The sequence below is a fragment of the Candidatus Neomarinimicrobiota bacterium genome, assembly GCA_034716895.1.
In the GTDB taxonomy this organism is placed as follows: domain Bacteria; phylum Fidelibacterota; class UBA8477; order UBA8477; family JABMPR01; genus JABMPR01.
Window position 1 is genome coordinate 1 of the sequence record JAYEKW010000146.1, and the last position, 2,595, is coordinate 2,595.

General features: G+C 43.4%; 2 protein-coding genes. Both read right to left on the bottom strand.

All coding sequences use genetic code 11. The features are described 5' to 3' along the window. Positions 1–82 precede the first annotated feature (82 nt). Positions 83–1,129 (bottom strand): LacI family DNA-binding transcriptional regulator, encoded by a 1,047-nt coding sequence (locus U9Q77_09085; GenBank protein MEA3287510.1) that lies wholly within the window; start codon positions 1,127–1,129, stop codon positions 83–85. Between the two features lie 701 nt (positions 1,130–1,830). Next, a partial coding sequence (locus U9Q77_09090) for an ATP-binding cassette domain-containing protein (GenBank protein MEA3287511.1) occupies positions 1,831–2,595 on the bottom strand: 765 nt, incomplete at its 5' end.

The following is a 2,595-nucleotide window of genomic DNA, read 5'->3' on the forward strand; positions in this document are numbered from 1 at the left end:
GGGATGACTATCACAAATGACGCGGTTGCTTTTGTCAGCACACCGCATTTTTGATCACGCATTCCCTTTTTTTATTTCCAGTTCATCGCGTCGATGTTGGAAGATTTAATTTTTTTACAGATTTACGAAAAACCAGTTCAGTCGGTAAAACAATGCCATCAGCAGATTGCTTCTCATCGTTTTGAATTTGAGCCTGCAACAGTTTAAAGGCGATCTCACCTGTTTCAGATGTTTGCTGCGCTACCGTGGTCATGGGAGTAGCCAGATATTCAGAATAGGGTTGTTCATCGAACGAAATAATGGAGATATCATCTGGTATCTTTAGGCCCTCTTCCTGTATGGCGGTCATGGCACCTAGAGAAATGAGGTTACTTGCCGCAAAAATTGCAGTTGGTCGTGGGTGCTTGGCCAGCAGAATTTTGGCACCGATGTAACCATTTCTTTTCCCAAAACTATCGCCTACGATAAGCGTTTCATCAACTGGTTCTCCAATATGACTATGTGCATCTCGATATCCTCTGATGCGCTCATCATTGACCGATGTATTGATACGTCCCTGGATATAACCGATCGATCTGTGATTCATTTCAAAGAAATACTTGACTGCTTCCAGAGCTCCCTGGTAGTTATCAGAGACGACATAAGCACAGTTAAGATCAGGAAAATAACGATCGATAATGACCATGGGCAGACCACTACTGATAATACTTTTCAGATGAGCACTTTCTTCACCAACGGGACAAATGATCAGACCATCCACCTTGCGGCTCTGGAGCAGTCGAATCGATTCAATTTCAAGTTGGGTATCTTCCTGACTGTCTGCCAGAATAATTGAATTCCCAACTTTACGGGCTTGGATTTCAATATTTCGGGCAATGGTGGAAAAAAATGGATTCGATATATCTGGAATTATCAAGCCCATGGTATTGGTGCGTTTGGTTCTCAGTGCCCTGGCAAGCTGATCAGGAAAATAGCCCAACTCCCTGGCTGTTTGCTGAACGAGCTCGGTAGTCTTATCACTGATCCGGTACTTTTTTGATTGACCTGTGAGTACACGGGAAACCGTTGTGCAGGACACACCGATCTGATCAGCGATATTGTCTAAAGTAATTTGCTTGTTCTGAACCAAGGAAACCGCCCCTTACATATTGAACGACCATCATTATGCTGGTCACTACTTGTTTTGCACAATCGTTTGTCCTATTATACCTGCTGACATGTGACTTGTCAATAATAATCCGAGGATGAATTATTTAGCCCATTACCAGTTATCCGTTTAACATCGCAGCAAGTGCAACATCACGCGCATAACTGCTATATCATATTGTTTTTATTGTTTTATTGACACCCTCATTCTACACCACAGCTGTGATCATGACCTAATGATAATCAATGTTTAGGTTTAACAAAAAAAATAGACGGTTTGTTTATTCAAAGATACTAAAGCATGGCGTGTGATTTTAGTAAAGAAGCGAGTTGATGCATTGCACAATTTGCGCAATGCATTGTGCATTTTGTGCAGGTTTTGCTCTATCCAGTTGCTGACACAGCAAAGCAGAGGCTAAACTGGTTTCATTCTATCCTGTAGTTGAGATTTTTTTCCAGGTATTATACTGCGAACCTGAAACCTGTTTGACCGCTTCGCGCTTGAAAACAGGTCTAATACCAAATTCAGCTCCAAATGGCCTGTAATTTCTTCATCTTTTACCGTTTTACTTCACTTAATATTTTATCCATAGCTATGGCTATGCAGAAAACATGAAGATCGTGAAACACTAAAATATTTTGAAATTAATAGACCCTTTAGAACTGAAATTGGTCTAAATCAATTTAATCTATCCTGTCCCCAGTTTTTAAGTCAAAAAAGTGAAGATGTTCAAATTGGGGGATAAAATTGAGCAGTTCGCCAGTCTTGGGCTGGTGAGTAGCCTGCACCCGGGCCACAACCTGAATATCACCAACAGAAGTGTACAGATAGGATTCACTGCCCATCAACTCACTAACCTCCAACTCAGCCTGGATACCCTCACCCTGATCAGCCAGTTCCAGATGCTCTGGACGGACACCCAAAGTGATCTCTTTTCCTGAATATTCCTCAAGTCCCTGGTAATCCACATCAGGATAACTCAGATGGAGCTGATCACTGCTAAAATGGATACCATCTTTTATCGTAACCTTTACATCCAGGAAGTTCATAGAGGGTGATCCGATGAAACCAGCCACGAATTTATTGGCAGGTCGGGTGTAAAGCTCAAGGGGAGCCTCTGATTGCATGAGATAACCATCCTTCATGACCACGATCCGATCACCCATGGTCATGGCTTCAACCTGATCATGGGTCACATAGATCATGGTGGTCTTGAGCCTGGCATGCAGCTTTTTGATCTCAGTCCGCATTTGCACCCGTAATTTTGCATCCAGATTGGACAAGGGCTCATCAAACAGGAAGACTGCCGGGTTGCGTACAATTGCACGACCCACAGCCACCCGCTGACGCTGACCACCGGAGAGTTCTTTTGGCCGACGGTCCAGATACTCCGTGATACCCAGGATCTCAGATGCATTGGTCACGCGCTCCTTGATCTCAGCTGCAGG